The sequence below is a fragment of the Serratia sp. EWG9 genome (genome assembly GCF_019913725.1).
Lineage (GTDB): Bacteria > Pseudomonadota > Gammaproteobacteria > Enterobacterales > Enterobacteriaceae > Serratia > Serratia ureilytica.
Window position 1 is genome coordinate 143,087 of the sequence record NZ_JADNRO010000007.1, and the last position, 15,062, is coordinate 158,148.

General features: G+C 58.5%; 16 protein-coding genes. All 16 read left to right on the forward strand.

The annotated features are described in order from the left end of the window. Positions 1 to 31: 31 nt before the first annotated feature. The gene (tagV, locus tag ITX55_RS16750; protein WP_223085219.1) at positions 32 to 532 is read left to right on the forward strand and encodes a type VI secretion system accessory protein TagV; all 501 of its coding nucleotides are present in this window, start codon (positions 32 to 34) and stop codon (positions 530 to 532) included. 29 nt (positions 533 to 561) lie between these two features. After that, positions 562 to 1,092 (forward strand): type VI secretion system lipoprotein TssJ, encoded by a 531-nt coding sequence (gene tssJ, locus ITX55_RS16755; RefSeq protein WP_033643551.1) that lies wholly within the window; start codon positions 562 to 564, stop codon positions 1,090 to 1,092. Positions 1,093 to 1,132: 40 nt separating this feature from the next. Then, positions 1,133 to 2,479, forward strand: a complete 1,347-nt coding sequence (gene tssK, locus ITX55_RS16760) for a type VI secretion system baseplate subunit TssK (RefSeq protein ID WP_033644304.1) — start codon at positions 1,133 to 1,135, stop codon at positions 2,477 to 2,479. Positions 2,480 to 2,500: 21 nt separating this feature from the next. After that, positions 2,501 to 3,703: a DotU family type VI secretion system protein gene (locus ITX55_RS16765; RefSeq protein ID WP_223085236.1), complete on the forward strand. Its 1,203-nt coding sequence runs from the start codon at positions 2,501 to 2,503 to the stop codon at positions 3,701 to 3,703. Then, a complete protein-coding gene (gene tssM, locus ITX55_RS16770) occupies positions 3,703 to 7,338 on the forward strand; it encodes a type VI secretion system membrane subunit TssM (protein WP_223085220.1) in 3,636 nt (1,211 codons plus the stop codon). Before ITX55_RS16765 ends, tssM begins: the two co-directional genes overlap by 1 nt. 18 nt (positions 7,339 to 7,356) lie before the next feature. Further along, complete coding sequence (tagF, locus tag ITX55_RS16775; protein WP_033643553.1) at positions 7,357 to 8,076, forward strand: type VI secretion system-associated protein TagF; 720 nt, start codon at positions 7,357 to 7,359, stop codon at positions 8,074 to 8,076. A 23-nt stretch (positions 8,077 to 8,099) separates the two neighbouring features. Continuing rightward, complete coding sequence (tssA, locus tag ITX55_RS16780; protein WP_060660572.1) at positions 8,100 to 9,131, forward strand: type VI secretion system protein TssA; 1,032 nt, start codon at positions 8,100 to 8,102, stop codon at positions 9,129 to 9,131. Positions 9,132 to 9,253: 122 nt separating this feature from the next. Further along, positions 9,254 to 9,790 (forward strand): type VI secretion system contractile sheath small subunit, encoded by a 537-nt coding sequence (tssB, locus tag ITX55_RS16785; protein WP_015378282.1) that lies wholly within the window; start codon positions 9,254 to 9,256, stop codon positions 9,788 to 9,790. Positions 9,791 to 9,793: 3 nt separating this feature from the next. Beyond that, entirely contained in the window at positions 9,794 to 11,299 is a 1,506-nt protein-coding gene (tssC, locus tag ITX55_RS16790) for a type VI secretion system contractile sheath large subunit (protein ID WP_004934958.1), read from the forward strand. Between the two features lie 57 nt (positions 11,300 to 11,356). Then, positions 11,357 to 11,863 (forward strand): type VI secretion system amidase effector protein Tae4, encoded by a 507-nt coding sequence (locus tag ITX55_RS16795; protein WP_223085221.1) that lies wholly within the window; start codon positions 11,357 to 11,359, stop codon positions 11,861 to 11,863. Further along, a complete protein-coding gene (locus tag ITX55_RS16800) occupies positions 11,860 to 12,300 on the forward strand; it encodes a T6SS amidase immunity protein Tai4 family protein (protein ID WP_038876774.1) in 441 nt (146 codons plus the stop codon). The genes ITX55_RS16795 and ITX55_RS16800 overlap by 4 nt, the downstream gene beginning before the upstream one ends. A gap of 196 nt (positions 12,301 to 12,496) precedes the next feature. Continuing rightward, a complete protein-coding gene (locus ITX55_RS16805; RefSeq protein ID WP_004934962.1) occupies positions 12,497 to 12,979 on the forward strand; it encodes a type VI secretion system tube protein Hcp in 483 nt (160 codons plus the stop codon). Positions 12,980 to 13,060: 81 nt separating this feature from the next. Further along, positions 13,061 to 13,558, forward strand: a complete 498-nt coding sequence (locus ITX55_RS16810; RefSeq protein ID WP_223085224.1) for a hypothetical protein — start codon at positions 13,061 to 13,063, stop codon at positions 13,556 to 13,558. Continuing rightward, positions 13,519 to 13,854 carry a lysozyme inhibitor LprI family protein gene (locus ITX55_RS24215; RefSeq protein ID WP_223085226.1) on the forward strand — a complete coding sequence of 112 codons (336 nt, stop codon included), beginning with the start codon at positions 13,519 to 13,521 and terminating at the stop codon, positions 13,852 to 13,854. The genes ITX55_RS16810 and ITX55_RS24215 overlap by 40 nt, the downstream gene beginning before the upstream one ends. Positions 13,855 to 13,870: 16 nt before the next feature. Further along, complete coding sequence (locus tag ITX55_RS16820; protein WP_042784886.1) at positions 13,871 to 14,206, forward strand: T6SS amidase immunity protein Tai4 family protein; 336 nt, start codon at positions 13,871 to 13,873, stop codon at positions 14,204 to 14,206. A gap of 69 nt (positions 14,207 to 14,275) precedes the next feature. Next, positions 14,276 to 14,611, forward strand: coding sequence for a T6SS amidase immunity protein Tai4 family protein (locus ITX55_RS16825; RefSeq protein WP_232094294.1), 336 nt, complete (start codon positions 14,276 to 14,278; stop codon positions 14,609 to 14,611). Positions 14,612 to 15,062 lie beyond the last annotated feature (451 nt).

Genomic DNA, 15,062 nt, shown 5'->3' on the forward strand with positions numbered 1-15,062 from the left:
ACAGCCATTCAATCAAGAAAAAGAGGACATTGTGAAAACACGGATTACCCTGACGTTGTTGACCGCCCTGACGCTTGCCGGTTGCTCCACCCCACCGCCACCGCCGCCGGCGCTCAATAACGACGCCATCGTCAGCAGTGAAGTCAGCGGCGTCACGCTAAAGCACCGCGCCGCGGTGAGCGCGCCGAAACAGTTCAAACCGATCGGTGAGGAGTACCGCAGCCTGTACGCCGCCAGCATCATGAGCAGCCCGAATTATACCGGCACCGCCGTCGGCAGCCTGGACAACGCCGCCGCGTTCTACGCGCTGGGCGAAGTGGAAAACAACTGGCTGGCGATCTCCGCCATCCGCGGCGGCGATCTGGTGGGGTATATCCAGGCCAACGCCGGCGTGCCGGAAGCGCGCTACAAAGCGACGCTGCGCAAAGATCTGCCGCGCCGCGCGCGCGCCGCCAAGCAGGACTGCGTTAAAGTCGGCGGCGACAGCAAGGCGTGCAAAAACGCCGGCTCAGCCACCTGGATCCTCCAGTAGTCAGCACGCCTGCGGGCGACGAGATTCCCATGACGACGACCCCTATCGCTTCCCGCTGGTGCGGGATGCTGTTTCTGCTGCTGGGCGCGCTGGCGCTCGGCGGCTGCATGTCTTCCGCGAAAAGCGTGCCGGCGCGTTACAGCCTGGTCTTCGACGCTGACCGCCAGGTCAACGCCGCCGCCGGCGCGCAACCGGCGCCGATCAAAATTCGCGTGCTGCTGCTGCGCTCGGATGCGGAATTCATGGAAGCCGACTTTTTCAGTCTGCAAAACGACGCCAAAAGCGTGCTCGGCAACAGCCTGCTGGACAGCGATCAGTTCTTCCTGACGCCGGGCCAGACCGGCAAAAAGCTCGGTGGGCAAAGCACATTGGATGCACGTTACATCGGCGTGATCGCCGAATATCAAAATCTGGACGGCAAGACCTGGCGTATTTCACTGCCGCTGCCGGAACCCACCGAAACCAATTTCTACAAGGTATGGCAATTCTCGCCGGATGAGCTGGAAGCGCATATCGTCGCGGGCGTGAGTGGCCTGCGCCCCGTAAAAAAGGTCGACTGACCTACCGCTGCGCTGAAGCGAAGTAACTATAGGTGTGATGATGAAAGATGCTCATAAGGTTGTCTGGACTGAGGGGATGTTTTTGCGCCCTCACCATTTCCAGCAGGCGGAAAACTATCTCGAAGGCTATATGCGCAACTGGGGCCAGGCCCACAGCGGCTGTTTCTGGGGATTTCTCACCCTGGATCTGGACCAAACGCTGCTGCGCCAGGGCAAGATCGCGCTCAACGCCGCCAGCGGCATCATGCCCGACGGCACGCCGTTTCGCTTCTCCGGCGCCCAGCAGGCGCCCGCGCCGCTGGCCATCGCCGACAACAAGACCGGTGAAAACGTGGTGCTGGCTCTGCCGACCTATCGCGCAGGGCGTGAAGACGTGATCTTTCAGGAAAGCCCGGAAGCGCTGGCGCGCTATCTGGCTTACGAGACCGAAGTCGACGATCTCAACGCCGTCTCGGTGGGCAGCGCGGCCTTGCAATTCGGTCGCCTGCGCCTGCGGCTGATGCTGGAGAGCGAGCTGAACGCCGAATGGACGGCGCTCGGCGTCACCCGCGTGCTGGAAAAGCGCGGCGACAACAGCCTGCGTCTCGATACGGCGCAAATCCCGCCGATGCTGAACTGTCAGGGCAACCCGGTACTGAAGACCTTCATCAACGATCTGCAGGGGCTGCTGCAACAGCGCAGCCAGCAGATGAGTCAACGCCTGCTGCAACCGGGCCGCGGCGGCAGTTCCGAAATGGTCGATTTCATGCTGCTGCAGCTGATCAACCGCCATCTCGGTCAGGTGAGCCATGCCTACCACCTCGACCATCTGCACCCGGAGCGCCTGTTCGCCGATTGGCTGCAGTTCGCCACCGAACTCGCCAGCTTCTCGGCGCAGCGCACCCCGGAAGGCCGCCTGCCGGTGTATGACCACGACAACCTGGCGCTGTGCTTCGGCAAGCTGATGCTGTTGCTGCGTCAGGGCCTGTCGGTGGTGCTGGAGGACAACGCCATTCAGCTGACGCTGGTCGAGCGCTCCCACGGCCTGAACGTCGCCACCGTGCAAGACGCCAAAATGATGCGCGACTTCGGCTTCGTCTTGGCAGTGCGCGCCGACGTGGCCGCCGAGGTATTGCTGACCCACTTCCCGGCGCAGATGAAGATCGCCCCGGTCACGCGCATCCGCGATCTGGTGCAGCTGCAGCTGCCAGGCATCGGTCTGCGCACCATGCCCGTTGCGCCGCGTCAGATCCCTTATCACGCCGGCTACACCTATTTCGAGCTGGAAAAAGGCGGCGACCTGTGGAAACAGATGGAAAAATCCAGCGCCTTCGCCCTGCACCTGGCCGGCGAATTCCCGGGGCTGGACATGGAATTTTGGGCGATTCGCAGCCATACGGACCGGTAACCTATGACTCAGGAAAATAGCATGGCGCCGGCGGCCAACCCGCTGGTGGACGCCGCCAACCCGCTGCTGAACGCCATTTCGCAGATCCGCCAATCGGCCACGCACGCCAACCCGGCGCAGCTGCGCCAACAGCTGATCGACGAAATGCGCCGCTTCGAGATCCGCGGCCAACGCGCCAACCTGCCGTACGAAGTGATCATCGGCGCGCGTTATTGTCTGTGCACCGCGCTGGATGAAGCGGCGGCGCTGACCCCGTGGGGCAGCAACAGCGTGTGGTCCGGCAGCGGGCTGCTGGTGACCTTCCATAACGAAACCTGGGGCGGCGAGAAGTTCTTCCAGCTGCTGGCCAAGCTGTCGCAGAGCCCGCGCGAGCACATCAATCTGCTGGAGCTGATCAATTATTGCCTGCTGCTGGGCTTTGAAGGCCGCTACCGGGTGATGGAAAACGGCCGCTCGCAGTTGGAAACCATGAAGCAGCGCCTGCTGCAGCTGATTCGGTCGGTGCGCGGCGGCTACGCCCCGCCCCTGTCGCCTCATGCGTTGGATCTGCCGGTACAACAGAAACTGTGGCGTCCACTGGTTCCGCTGTGGGCCTGCGTGGCGCTGACCGGCTTCCTGGCTTCGCTGCTGTTTATCGCCCTCAACTGGCGGCTGGGCGACAACACCAGCCCGGTGCTGGCGGCGATTTACCAAACCAACCTGCCGCAGGTGGCGATCGGTAATCCGGCGCCGGCCGCGCCGCCGACGCTGAGCCTGAAAAGTTTCCTGCGCAAGGAGATCGCCGAAGGATTGGTGGTGGTGCGCGACGAAGCGCAGCAAAGCGTGGTGATCCTCAAAGGCGACGGGCTGTTCGACTCCGCCGCCACCACGGTGCGCGCCAACTATATTACGGTCATCGACCGCATCGCCGCCGCCATGAACGGCGTCAGCGGCAAAATCCTGGTCACCGGCTACAGCGACAACGTGCCGATCCGCAGCGCCCGCTTCGCCTCCAACTGGGAGCTGTCGCTGGCGCGCGCCGAAGCGGTCAGCGCCCGCTTGCAAAAACACCTCGCCAACCCGCAGCGGGTCAAGGCCGAGGGCCGCGGCGAGAGCAACCCCGTCGCGCCGAACGATAACAAAGTGAACCGCGCGTTGAACCGCCGGGTAGAAATTACGCTGTTGGTCGCCCCGGAAAACACCCAGGCGGAAATCAACGGCTTGCCGCAAGGAACCGGAAAGTAATGCTCAGTACGTTATTCTCCATCATCACCAGCCGCCTGCTGTGGGGCTTTGTCGGCATCACCGCGCTGGCGTTCATCATCTGGACGATCGGCCCGCTGGTCGCCATCGGTGACTATCGCCCGCTGGAGCCGGAACTCAACCGCCAGATCGCCATCGGCGCTATCTACCTGATTTGGTTCCTGTGCCGCCTGATCCCGCGCCTCTACAGCGCCTGGTTCAACAGCCGTCTGCTGAGCAATCTGCGCGCCGCCGAAGCGGTGCCGGCGGAAGACGGCAAGCCCGAGATCAAACCAGACGATCCGCTGGCCCAGCGTTTCGACGAAGCGGCGCAGCTGTTGAAAAAGGCGCGCTTCGCCCCGGGCCAGGGCGACGGCAAACATCGCTGGATGACCCGCTTCAGCCGCCAATATCTGTATCAGCTGCCGTGGTATGTGATCATCGGCGCGCCCGGCGCCGGTAAAACTACCGCGCTGGTCAACTCCGGCCTGCATTTTCCGCTGGCGGATCGCTTCGGCAAGTCCGCGCTGCGCGGCGTGGGCGGCACCCGCAACTGCGACTGGTGGTTTACCAACGACGCGGTGCTGCTCGACACCGCCGGCCGCTACACCACCCAGGAAAGCCAGCGCGAAGAAGACGCCGGCGAATGGCAAAGCTTCGTCGCGCTGCTGAAAAAATATCGCGCCCGCCAGCCGATCAACGGCGTGATGGTCACCATCAGCGTCGCCGATCTGCTGAGCGACAGCGCGGAAGCGCGCGCCGCGCAGGCCAGCGCGCTGCGCAAACGCCTGATAGAACTGCACGAACAGCTGGGCATTCACTTCCCGGTCTATGTGCTGGTGACCAAAACCGACCTGCTCAACGGCTTTATGGCCTATTTCGGCAGCTTCGACAAAGCGCAGCGCGACCAGATCTGGGGATTCACCTTCCCTTACGAGCGCTCGCGGCAGCCGGACTTCAACCTGAACGCCGCCTTCGAACAACAATACGCCCTGCTGCAACAACGGCTGGATGCGGCGCTGCCGGATACGCTGCTGATGGAGCACGACGCGCGCCAACGCGCCGAAAGCTACCTGTTCCCGCAGGAGTTCGCCGCGCTGCGCCCGCTGCTCGGCCAATATCTGGAACAGGTGTTCGCCACCTCCAGTTTTGAAACCCGCTTTACCCCGCGCGGCATCTACTTCACCAGCGGCACTCAGGAAGGTCTGCCGTTTGACCGAGTGATGGGCGAACTGAACCGCTACCTGCAGCTGCCGCCGGCCAACTCAGGGGCGCAGGCCAACGCGGCCTGGGACAGCGTGGGCCAGGAAACGCCGATCCCGGCAGCCAAAGGCCAGAGCTTCTTCCTGAAAGAGACGCTGGAATCGGTGGTCTTCCAGGAGTCCGGGCTGGCGGGCAGCAACCGCTGGTGGGAATACCGCAACCGCGCCCTGCACTGGGCGGGGTACATCGCGCTGGCGGTGATCCTGGCGGTGCTGGCGATGTTGTGGTTCACCAGCTACGGCAACAACAAGGCCTATCTGGCGGAAGTGGCCGCCAAGGTGCCCGGCGTCGAGCGCCAGGGGCAAAGCCTGACCCAGTTGGGCAACGGCGATATGTTCTCGCTGCTGCCGTTCCTCAACAGCCTGCTGCATCTGCCGGACAGCCAGAACTTTTCGCTGGACGATCCGCCGTTCACCTATCGCATGGGATTGTTCCGCGGCGATCAGGTCGGCGACGCCGGCAATGCCCTGTACCAAAAAGCGCTGAAAGAACTGCTGCTGCCGCAGGTGGCGCAACAGATCGCCGCCACGCTGCGCAACGATAACCACGGCGACGCGGACTTCAGCTATGAAGCGCTGAAGGCCTACCAGATGCTGTATCTGCCGAAGCAGTACGACGGCAAATTCCTGCGCGCCTGGGTGATGCTCAACCTGCAGCGCAACCTGCCGCAGGGCAGCACCCAAAAACAGCTGCAGCAGATCGAATGGCACCTGAGCCAACTGCTGGATACGCAGATCCAGGCCTCGCCTTACGCCAAAGACGAGCCGTTGGTGGCGCAGGCGCAGGCCGCGCTCAATCGGGCGCCGCTGTCGCAACGCGTCTACGGCCGCCTTAAGCGTCTGCTGCTGAAACAGACCGACATCAAGCCGGTCAGCCTGGTCGATTTGGCCGGTCCGCAGACCGAACTGGCGTTCAGCCGCAAAAGCGGCAAACCGGTGACCGACGGCGTGCCGGGTCTGTTCACCTCACAGGGGTATTGGAAAGCGTTCAACGACAACATCGATCCGGTGACCGATACCCTGCGCAAGGAAGACGTCTGGGTGTTGAACAGCCAGACGCCGGAGCAGAAAAGCGCCGATCTGACCAAGACCATCCGCCAGCTGTACATGCAGGACTTTATCAGCGCCTGGGATGAGCTTCTGGGCGATATCCAACTGGCCAACATCGGCAACCTGACCCAGCGCATCAGCAGCGCGCGCCTGCTGTCCGGCAATCCGTCGCCGATGCGCAATCTGCTGGTTAACGTCAGCAAAAACGTCACCCTGCGCGACGAGAAAAGCGACGCCGATTCCCGCTCGCTGCTGGCCAAAACCGAAGACAAGCTGAATCAAAACGCCAACCGCACGCTGGAGGCGCTGTTCACCAACCGGCCGGCCAACGCCGACGGCGACGTGTCGGCCCAGCCGGAACAGCTGGTGATGGCGCACTTCGCGCCGCTGCTTGAGCTGGCGCAAAGCCAGGGCGAAGGCAATAAGGCGATCCCTTTCGACAGCGTGCTGAAACAGGTCGATGAGCTGTACAGCTACCTGACGGCGGTGCAAGGCGCGGCCAACAGCGGCATGTCGGCGCCGCCGAGCGACATCATCCCGCGCCTGCAGGCCGAATCCGGCCGCTTGCCGGTGCCGTTCAAACAGATGCTGCTGTCGCTGGCGATCGGCGCCAGCAGCGACACCCAGCGCAAAGAGATGGAGAACGTGAAAAAGCGCATCAGCTTCGAGGTCGGCAGCTTCTGCCGCCAGGCGATCGCCGGGCGTTATCCGTTGGTGGCCCGGGCGCGCCAGGAAGTGACGCCGGACGATTTGGCGCGCATGTTCGCGCCGAACAGCGGGCTGATGGACAGCTTCTTCCGCGACAACCTGCAGGGCAAGGTCGATACCACCCGCGCCAACTGGCGTTTCACGCCCGGCGTGGACGGCAAGACGCTGCCCGGCGGCGAAGGCATCCTGCGGTCGTTCCAGCAGGCGCAGCGCATCCGCGACGCCTTTTTCGCCAACGGCACGGCGACGCCCTCTTACCGCGTGACCGTGCGGCCGGTGCGGATGGATAACGACATCCTCAACCTGACGCTGGATATCGACGGGCAGCTGTTCAAATACAGCCACGGCCCGCAGGTGCCGCTGGTGGTCAGCTGGCCGGGCACCCGCAATACCAACCAGGTGCATCTGCAGCTGGCGCTGGCCAACGGCACCACCGCCAGTCTGGTGACCAGCGGGCCGTGGGCGCTGAACCGCCTGGTGGATATGGCGCAGTCTTCGGGCACCGGCGGCCTCGGCCGTCAGGCGACGTTCAATCTCGACGGCCACCGCGTCACGCTGGAGTTCACGCCCAACAGCATTCGCAATCCGTTCCAACTGCCGGCCTTCTCGTGCCCGTAGCCCCGAAAGGACATGACCATGAGCACTGATTCAAGCGCCCCGACGAGCATCGGCTGGTACGGCAAACTTCCTTCCGCCGGTGACTTCCTGCAACGCCGTTTGCCTGACCCGGTGGTCAACAACTGGGCCCACTGGTTCCATAACGGGCTGGTGAATTTGCAGCGCGATGCGCAGGGGCCAAACGATCACCCGTTCAGCAACGCGCCGGTGTGGAACTTCGTGATCCCCGCCACGCTCGGCAGCCAGTACGTGCAGATGGGCTGCCTGTTGCCGGCGCGCGACCGCGTCGGGCGGCGTTACCCCATCTGCGCGCTGCGCCTGTTCAGCCAACAGGATTGGCGCCCGCAACAGCTGAACATGGCGGCGAGCTGGTACCAACAGCTCGGCCATACCCTGCTGAACGGCGTGCGCAACGGCTTCTCCGCCGAACAGATCGACCGCACGCTGCAGGCGATCCCGGCGTTGCCCAGCCCGCCGGCGGAAGCGGACTCCGAGATCTTGTCGATTATCGGTTTCCAGCATCCGGACGTACCGGGCCTCGGCTGGCAGCAGGCCGCCGACTGTTTCGATCCGGCGCAGTACACCAGCTTTTGGTGGACCAATCAGGCCGACGGGCACCCGCTCTACACCCACGTGCACAGCGGCAACCTCACCGTGCAGCTGTTTTCATTGCTGTTCGAACCCAACGGCTGGGCGCGCCCAGGCCGCGGCGGCCAGTACCCGCAAATGTTTGATTAACATCGCTCGTTGAAGGAAATCTTATGGCTATCGACACCGATACCCTGCTGGCCCCGGTTGACGCGGACACGCCCTGCGGCGACAACCTGGAATACGACGCCGACTTTCTGGCCATGGCGCGCGCCGCCACCGGCAAAGCCGAACAGCAATTCGGCAGCACCATCATTCCGGAAGAGGCGCCGGATTGGGTGCAGGTCGAGCGTCTCGCAAGCTCGCTGCTGGCGCGCACCAAAGACCTGCGCGTCATGCTGTATCTCACCCGCGCCTGGACCCAGCTGCGCGGATTGCCGGGCTATGCCGACGGGCTGACGCTGATCCACCAGGCGATACTCCGCTACTGGGATGCCCTGCAGCCGCCGCTGGAGTTCGACGGTGAGGCCGACCCGCTGTTTCGCATCAACGCGCTGGCCGACCTTGGCGACAAGGCCGCGCTGGCCGCCAGCGTGCGCGCCGCGCCGCTGCTGAAAAGCGCCGCCGGTGAAATCTCGCTGCGCGATGCCGGCGCCCTGCTCGACGGCAGCAAGCAAGAGTGCCCCAACTTTCCCGGCGGCCGCGCACGGCTGCAGGATGAGCTGGCGCAACAGGATCGCCCCGAAGGCGCGCTGGTGATGCATATCGCCAACACCCTGGCCGCCATTCGCAGCGAAGTCACCCGCCATCTGGGTGAAAGCGCGCTGCCGGAAATGAGCGCGCTGACCAAGGTCTTTTCGCTGGTGGCGCTTGCCGGCCAGAGCGAGGCCCCGGCCGCCACCGAAGCGGACGCCACACAGGAAACCGCCGCTGAGCAGCCACCGGCCGCCGTGCAGAGCGCCTCTGCCTCACTCAACTGGCGCAGCGCGCAGATCCAGTCGCGCGATGACGCCCAGCTGATGCTGGACAAGGTGAAAAACTATTTTCGTCTTCATGAGCCAAGCCACCCGGCGCCGCTGATGATCGATCGGGTACAGCGACTGATTACGCTGGACTTTATGCAAATCGTCCGCGATTTGGCGCCCGATGGGCTTAACCAACTGGAGACCATTCTCGGTCGCCCCGACAACGAGGAGAACAGCTAGCCGCCGACTTTTGTTCTCTTGACGACACCCGATACCGTCTGCCCCTGCGCAGACCCGAATCAGAACCTGACTCTCCCAGCCGGACGAGGCGCGTTCCCAATCGCCATTAGATGGAGTAAATCATGTCAAACTCGAAATCCCGCAGCGGGCAGAAATTCATCGCCCGCAACCGCGCGCCGCGCGTACAGATTGAATACGATGTCGAAATTTATGGCGCAGAGCGCAAAATCCAGCTGCCGTTCGTGATGGGCGTGATGGCGGATCTGGTGGGGAAAGCGGTCGATCCGCAAGCCAGCGTGGAGGAGCGCAAGTTCATGGAAATCGACGTCGACAACTTCGACGAGCGCATGAAATCGCTGAAGCCGCGCGTCGCTTATCAGGTTGACAATACCCTGACCGGCGAAGGCAAGCTGAACATCGATCTGACCTTCGAAAGCATGGAAGACTTCTCCCCCGCCGCTATCGCCCGCAAGGTCGACGCGCTGGACAATCTGCTGGACGCCCGCACCCAGCTTTCCAACCTGCTGTCCTACATGGACGGTAAAAACGGCGCCGAGGAGCTGATCTCCAAGATCCTGCAAAACCCGGCGCTGCTGAAATCCCTGACCGACGCGCCGAAGCCGGCGGTTAACGATGACAACAACGAGCGTGAGGATTAATCGATGAGCAACTCGCCTCAGCAACAGAATGCGTTGCAAACCACCGAGACTTTTTCCAGCGATGAGTTCAGCGCGCTGTTGAACAAAGAGTTCCGGCCGAAGACCGATCAGGCCAAAGAAGCGGTCGAGAACGCGGTGAAAACTCTGGCGCAGCAGGCGCTGGAAAATACCGTCACCGTTTCTTCCGACGCCTACCGCACCATCCAGGCGCTGATCGCGGAAATCGACGAAAAGCTGTCGCAGCAGATCAACCAGATCATTCACCACGACGATTTCCAGAAGCTGGAAGGCGCGTGGCACGGCCTGCACTACCTGGTCAACAACTCTGAAACCGACGAGATGCTGAAGATCCGTTTCATGAGCATTTCCAAACAGGAGCTGGGCCGCACGCTGAAGCGTTATAAAGGCGTGGGCTGGGATCAGAGCCCGATCTTCAAGAAAATCTACGAAGAAGAGTATGGCCAGTTCGGCGGCGAGCCCTTCGGCTGCCTGGTGGGCGACTACTACTTCGATCACAGCCCGCAGGACGTGGAGCTGCTGGGTGAAATGGCCAAGATCGGCGCCGCCTCACACTGCCCGTTCATCGCCGGCACCGCGCCAAGCGTGATGCAAATGGAGTCCTGGCAGGAGCTCTCCAACCCGCGCGATCTGACCAAGATTTTCCAGAACACCGAATACGCCGCCTGGCGCAGCCTGCGCGAATCGGAAGACGCGCGCTACCTGGGCCTGGTGATGCCGCGCTTCCTGGCGCGCCTGCCGTATGGCATCCGCACCAATCCGGTGGACGAGTTTGACTTCGAAGAAGATACCGACGGCGCGACCCACGGCAACTACACCTGGACCAACGCCGCCTACGCCATGGCCGCCAACATCAACCGTTCGTTCAAAGAGTTCGGTTGGTGCACCGCCATTCGCGGGGTGGAATCCGGCGGCGCGGTGGAGAACCTGCCGTGCCATACCTTCCCGAGCGACGACGGCGGCGTGGACATGAAGTGCCCGACCGAGATCGCCATCAGCGATCGTCGCGAAGCCGAGCTGGCCAAAAACGGCTTTATGCCGCTGGTGCACCGCAAAAACTCCGACTTCGCCGCCTTTATCGGCGCGCAGTCGCTGCAGAAGCCGGCGGAATACTACGACGCCGACGCCTCCGCCAACGCCCAGCTTTCCGCGCGCCTGCCATACCTGTTCGCCTGCTGCCGCTTCGCGCACTATCTGAAGTGCATCGTGCGCGACAAAATTGGCTCCTTCCGCGAGCGCGACGATATGGAGCGCTGGCTGAATGACTGGATCATGAACTACGTGGACGGCGATCCGGCCAACTCATCGCAGGAAACCAAGTCGCGCAAACCGCTGGCCGCGGCGGAAGTGCAGGTGGAAGAGATCGAAGACAACCCGGGCTACTACAGCGCCAAGTTCTTCCTGCGCCCGCACTACCAGCTGGAAGGCCTGACCGTCTCCCTGCGCCTGGTGTCGAAGCTGCCTTCGCTGAAACAAAACGACGCGTCCTGATGGACTGAAGTCAGGCCGCGGTAGTGCGGCCTGATAAATAAAACATGGAGGTAAATCATGGGAACAAGACCCCGTTTTCTGGCTGCCTGGACTGCGGCTAAAAATATTTATGACCCAAACGATCCTCTGGGAAAAGTTAAAAATACGATTGGCGGTGCCGTAAAACGAAACTTTGAGATACCCGCCGAATCAGGTGGCTGGGAAAACAGCTGTGCCGTAAGGATGAGTTACGTGCTCAATTACACAGGCCATCCAGTTCCCAGAATAGGTCAGTTAACCGTCTCAGGCGCAGATAAAAAATGGTACTTTTTCCGCGTGCGGGATTTGATTCCCTACCTGACTAAAACGTGGGGAAAACCTGACATGATTGTTAATTACCCTCAATTACCTGTTACGCAACTGGCCAACAAAAAAGGATTAATACTTTTTGAAGTATCAGGTTGGGGAAATGCGGGCGGGCACGCCACTTTCTGGGACGGAAACAGTTGTTCAGATCATTGCTATTTCAATGAGCCCGGAACCAATTACTCTACTCCGCGAGCCAATTTTTGGGAGTTGCCATGAACAAGTTAATCACAATCGGATTGGCAACTACCTTGTTGGGGCTCTCGCAGTCATCGCTCGCCAAGGACATTCAAGATCCGGTGGCATTTATCAAACAGATGCCTTATCACCAGGTCGTAAAAGAACTGGCATTGTCACGCTGCCTGGCACAGGTCTCCGATTCGGATAAAGCGTTCTCTCTTGATGCAGCCAGAACGGCGAATGCGATGAGAGAATGGATGCCATTCGATATCGAATCAGGTGATGAGAAAATCAATGCTCTCATCGGCAAATATAAATCCAGAGTCAATGAGTTTCACAGTGAAACCAAAGGCAAGAGTCAAGGTGTCACCTTAAACTGCCTGCGGTTGTACCATAGTCCGGAATTGGACAAGCTTTCCCGACAGCTCATTGCAGGCAATCCAGATCGCACGTGGAATCAAGATAACGCGAAATAATTAAGCATTGAGCCATTATCATTTTAATAATGGCTCGGTAACCCGTACCGATAGTTTTCGGTATTTAAGAAGGTGCATGGCACAAGGATATAAATTGGTAATGCATTACCACACTTGCAATTCCTGCTGCTATTACCTGAGTTTTTCAACGTAACGTTAATACTACTGTTAACCCTTAATAAAGAGTGAAGAAACTATGGCTATTGATATGTTCCTGAAAGTTGAAGGTGCCAGCGGCGAATCCAAAGATTCGAATCACAAAGGCTGGACCGACATTACTTCTTTCTCCTGGGGCGCCTCTCAACCAGGCAATATGGGCGTTGGCGGCGGCGGTGGCGCCGGTAAAGTGTGCTTCAACGATCTGCACGTCAACGCGCTGATCGACAAGTCAACCCCGGCCTTGCTGAAACACTGCTCAAGCGGCAAACACCTGACCAAGATTGAGCTGTCGGTTTGCAAGGCGGGCGGCACCCAGGTTGAATACGCAAAAATCACCCTGGAAGACGTGCTGGTCACCGCCGTGCAGTACACTGGTGCAGGCGGCGAAGACACCGTGGGCGTCACCTACTCCTTCCAGGCGGCGAAAGTGAAACAGCAGTACTGGGAGCAGAGCGACAAAGGCGGCAAAGGCGCCGAAAGCAGCGCAGGTTGGAACATCAAGGAAAACCGCGAAGCTTAATTGTTATACAACCTCCCCATTATGGGGAGGTTTATTAGCAAACTAAGGACAGTATTTTGCAGAGATAAGGACATCACTCAATTGAGTAAACATCAATTTCTCATCAGTAGCGTCTTATTATCGTTCAGTACATACGCAGCAGAAAAAAACGTTAATGCCCCAACATCATCAACTATTGATGGCTTATGGCAAGTGACTCAGGTCAACATAGACAATGAGACTACCCGCACGCTTAGCTATCAACTTAACGACCCTCGATTACTAGGAAGGGTAATCAATATTTCCACTAAATCAATAGAAAACAATCTGCCGGAAAAAGACGTCTGCACAGCGCCAACCTTAAGTATTGAGAGAAGCACGCTAAATCAATTCATCGGTAAGTCGATGGGCGGAGATAAAAGCATCTCGGCTAAAAACTATGCATTGAAAGAAAACGGCCAAGCAGAAGTCTCTCTTTTCAAGATCGCTTGTCACTCCGGATCATTCGGCCCATCCGATAATGGTGCAGGCTCCAGCTTTGCCGCTCTCAATCCAAAAAAATGCTGGTTAATTGGTACGATGGTTCGCTACTGCAATTAGAACGGTTACCGAAAGATCCTAAACCTGCAGCGTCTTTCGACTGTGCCAAATCTACAAGCGTTGTTGAAAAAACTATCTGCTCAGACTTCAATTTATCCGCCTATGACAAAAGCGTTTCCCAAGCTTGGCTGTTGGCAAAAAAGCAGGCGACCGATGTAGGGGATAAAAAACTGGCGGCTTCTTTAAACAGCACGCAAAGATCTTGGTTACTGCAAAGGGATAAATGCCGAGATGACAAAGATTGCCTGGCCGATACGATGCAAAAACGAATCGATGCACTTACGTCACACGATTAAAACTGCGTTCCTACTCATGTTGGCGGTATTGAATACTGAAGCTTCCGCCAACGAAAAGTACTCCTCTGCCGAGTACCTCAAAAACTACGCGCTTAGCGTTTGTATCGCCAAGGGGTACTCAGCAAAAGAAGTCAAAAACGATGCCGCCGCCGCTGCTCGGGGTTATATGGAGTTCGGCGATTATTCTCTGGAGGCGCATACCGCCGTCAGGGCGCTGGCAAAAGAATTTCTGGCAAAGCCCTATGACAGTATGTCAGGGGAGCCGATGACGATGGCAAAGTGCATCGATCTTGTACATAGCCAAGCGTTGCAAGCCATCATCAAGAAGAACCAAGGGAAAGACGACAACTGATATCAGAGTTGCTCAAACGACGGCTCATATCAAAGGTTATCTCGGATGAGAAGATACACGTACTTTTTAATGTCTCTGCTGCTCGGAAGCCATGTAGCCCTTGCTGAAAACTCACTCAATATTTTATCGCAAGAGGCACTATATAAAAATTGGTTAGTCAGCCGCTGCATTGGGAAGTCCACTGACTCAGAAAAAACCAAGCAAGACGCCTTCCGTTCCGCTTCCGCCTATTTAGAATTGAGTAAACTGCCGATGGATGCATTCGAACAAGGCGAAAAGCTGGCTGAACAGTACGCCAATAAAAATAGCCAAGGCTCAGTTAAAGGAAGTTATCATATTTTAGATTGCCTTTCACTGCAAAGCTCCAGTGATGCTAAAGCCATCTTTGAACGTTACTCTAAGTAATAGTCAGGATTATCGAACTCAATTTCATAAAGCTTTCAACTCAAGTAAATTTATTGATTATTAACATGACTCCAGACGTCACGCTATCAACTTACTCATATGGATTCTTATTTTCCTACTTTTCATTGTCACTCATAATTTTAGTGGCATTATATTACTTAAAAAAATTATCGGCTCGCAAACACAATTATCCATTTTTTGTTTTCAACTGTCTCATTGTGGTTCTTATGGGTGTCATACAGCTCTCAATTTTTGCATACGGGAATGGTTTTCTTAATCTCTTCTACCCACTAGGCAACAATGACTATGACTCTATACACTATGGCAGTTTGATATTTACCTTTATCTACTTAACTCAACTACCAAAAAACATCTATTACAAAAAAGAAAAGAATCGAAGTTAACCATCAGATTAGATGACTAAATCAACATACGCCCAAAGCAGTCTAAA